Annotated in this window: 3 protein-coding genes; 2 read left to right on the top strand and 1 reads right to left on the bottom strand. The window is 48.1% G+C overall.

The features are described from left to right. Positions 1–27: 27 nt before the first annotated feature. Positions 28–636, bottom strand: a complete 609-nt coding sequence (locus RMO84_RS06590) for a tetratricopeptide repeat protein (protein WP_310487676.1) — start codon at positions 634–636, stop codon at positions 28–30. Positions 637–927: 291 nt separating this feature from the next. Between RMO84_RS06590 and hemH the strand changes: the two genes are divergently transcribed. Both hemH and RMO84_RS06580 read left to right on the top strand, forming a co-directional pair. After that, on the top strand, positions 928–2,091 hold the full coding sequence (gene hemH, locus RMO84_RS06585) for a ferrochelatase (RefSeq protein WP_310487677.1): 1,164 nt from the start codon (positions 928–930) through the stop codon (positions 2,089–2,091). A 149-nt stretch (positions 2,092–2,240) separates the two neighbouring features. Further along, positions 2,241–3,115, top strand: an 875-nt coding sequence (locus RMO84_RS06580) for a stage II sporulation protein M (protein ID WP_310487675.1), incomplete at its 3' end; no start/stop codon positions are given.

Here is a 3,115-nt window from a genome sequence, read left to right as displayed (position 1 = left end):
TATCCCCTATCCCCTATTCCCTACCCCCTACTTCAACTTATTCATCCACTCCCGTGCCTGCTGATACCCACCGAGATCTTGTTGTTGTTGAAATAATTTAGCAGCTTGAGTGAGATCGCGTTTTGCGCCACGCCTGTCGCCTAAACCATGGCGGCTGACTGCACGGTTGTAATAAGCATCGGCAAAATCGCGATTGCAGCGGATCGATTGATTGAAATCGCGAATTGAAGCAGGGAGATTGCCAGCCATTGCATTGACATTGCCTCTGCCATTGTAAGCATCAGCATTATTGGGTGCTAGCTCAATGGCTCGATCGAAATCCACCAGCGCACTTTTGAGATGATTGAGCATCGCGTAGGCAAAACCCCGATTGCTATATACTTCGACCCGCCGGGGCTGCGTTTCGAGTGCGGCAGTGTAATCGGCGATCGCTCCAGCATAGTCCTCTTGCTCCTGTTTTTTCATCCCCGCCTCAAATAGATTGTCGCGCTCAGCAACAAGCGGTTGCGGTGATGTGGCTACTCGATCGAATGCTAAGGATGGATTTAGTGCATGCCCTAAGACACTCTGTGTCTTACTAAACTCGATCGCACCAGCAAGAGCAATCAGCGTAACAGCCGTTTGGATGGGTTTCATAGACCTCTACAGATTGAAGGCGTATATCCTACATGGTAACTGAGTTTAGATCGACATTCAATTTTTCGATCGAGCGCACCAAAATCGACTCAGCAAAATAACTAGAGATCGTGACGATCAACTGCTAAGCTCAGTTATTTGCGATCCTGACGCCAGTGGTGTTCGGGGGATGAGATCTCTGACTATATAAATTAAATTTATGTGTCAGCAGTTGCCAACTGCTACCGATCGAATCATATAATTGTTAAAATTGATGAAGAATTTGCAACATACTGGGAAAACGCAGCCGTTATGGGTCGATTAGGGGTTTTACTATTGAATTTGGGCGGGCCGGAGCAATTATCGGATGTGCGTCCGTTCTTGTTTAACCTATTTTCCGACCCGGAAATTATTCGGATTCCGATCGCGGCTCTCCAAAAACCGTTAGCTTGGATTATTTCTACGTCGCGCGCCAAAAAATCCCAGGCCAATTATGAGAAAATTGGTGGCGGTTCGCCACTACGACGCATTACAGAAGCCCAAGCCCGCGCCCTTGAAAGTCAGCTTCAATTGCAAGGGGAAGATGCCAAAGTCTACATTGGAATGCGCTACTGGCACCCATTTACCGAAGATGCCCTGGCACAAATTAAGCAAGATGGGATCGAGCAATTGGTAATTCTCCCGCTCTATCCTCAATTTTCGATCAGTACTAGCGGTTCGAGTTTTCGGCTGATTGAAAAAATCTGGAAAGAAAATCCTCAACTCAAGCCAGCGCAATATACCGTTATTGCCGACTGGTACCAGGAGCCTGGTTATCTCCAAGCGATGTCCGACCTGATCTCTGCTGAAATCGATAAATGTCCCAATCCCGATCGAGCGCACATCTTTTTTAGCGCGCATGGCGTGCCAGTTAGCTACGTGCAAGAGGCTGGCGATCCCTATCAAACAGAAATTGAGGAATGCGCTAAGTTGATCGTACAAAAGATCGGGCGCAAAAATGAACATTCACTTGCCTATCAAAGTAAAGTTGGCCCGATCGAATGGCTGCAACCATATACAGAAGATGCGATCGTCGGACTTGCGGCTCAAGGCGTCAGCGAACTAGTGGTGGTGCCAATTAGCTTCGTCTCCGAACATATCGAAACCCTAGAAGAAATCGACATTGAATATCGCGAAATTGCTGAGGAAGCTGGCATTCATACCTTCAATCGCGTCCCCGCACTGGATACGAACCCCGTTTTCATCCAAACCCTAGTAGATTTAGTCCTCAGAGCCGCCGCAGCTCCCAGTCTGGATCTCGATCGAGTCACCCAGATGAAGAAGAAAATCAAGATGTATCCCCAAGAAAAATGGGAGATGGGTCTTACCAATGCCGCCGAAATCTGGAACGGTCGGCTGGCGATGCTCGGGTTTATCGGCATCGTTGTCGAACTAATTAGCGGTCGTGGGCCTTTGCATCTATTTGGGATACTTTAAATAGTTAATAATTGATAGTTGATAATTGATAGTTGGAATTTAGCATTGATGATAGTTGCAGTGTTTAGATGAGATCGGCCAATTGCCCTCTAATCCCTATTTCATATTTTCTTCCCCCTATTCCCTATCCACTATCCACTCTTCCCTAGATGAATATCCAACGTTGGATCGCGCGCCGCGAAGGACAATGGCAAGAACTTGATGGATTGCTCCAGCGTACCGAGCGGCGCGGAATGAAAACTTTAACTGCCAAGGAAATCGGGACGCTAGCTAGCTTGTATCGATCGGTAGCAGCAGACCTCGCCCGTGCCAATACCAATCAAATTGGGGAGACGATCGTCCAGGAACTCCAAGCCCTGACCACACGCGGCTACAGTCAGATTTATCGTGGTTCCAGACGCCAAGAATTACGCGACGCGATCGACTTTTATCTGTGGGGATTGCCCCAAGTATTACGCCAAACTTGGGGCTATACTGCCGTTGCTTTCGGGCTATTTTTAGTTGGTGCCCTAATTGCCTGGTGGTTCTCCTGGCAAGATGCTAGTTTTATGTCGCTCGTCGTCCCCCAATCGATGATTGAAAAAGTCCGCGATCGCCATCAGCTCTGGATGGGGTCGATTTTGGGGACAGAACCATTTGCAGCGAGTAGCATCGCGATTAACAACCTCAGCGTGTGTTTCCGGATGGTCGGTGGTGGCATTCTTGCTGGCTTATCGACGATTTATGCCCTGTTCTATAATGGCTTATTAATCGGAGCCGTCGCGACATTAGTCGGTCAAAATGGATTGGCTTATCCATTTTGGGCGTTTGTATTTCCCCATGGATCGTTAGAATTGCCCGCGATTTTTATTTCGGGTGGCGCGGGTTTATTAATTGCGCGCGGTTTATTATTTCCCGGTCGCTATCGGCGACGGGATGCACTAAAAATCTATGGCTTGCAAGCAGCACAACTAGTTATGGGCATCGTCCCGATGTTGCTAATTGCCGGGACGATCGAAGGTTTCTTTTCACCGCAGGAAGTAAT

Origin of the sequence: Chamaesiphon sp. VAR_69_metabat_338, assembly GCF_031423935.1 — a bacterium.
Taxonomy (GTDB): Bacteria; Cyanobacteriota; Cyanobacteriia; order Cyanobacteriales; family Chamaesiphonaceae; genus Chamaesiphon.
Note: the sequence above shows the minus strand (reverse complement) of the source record. Positions and strands in the feature narration are given on the sequence as shown.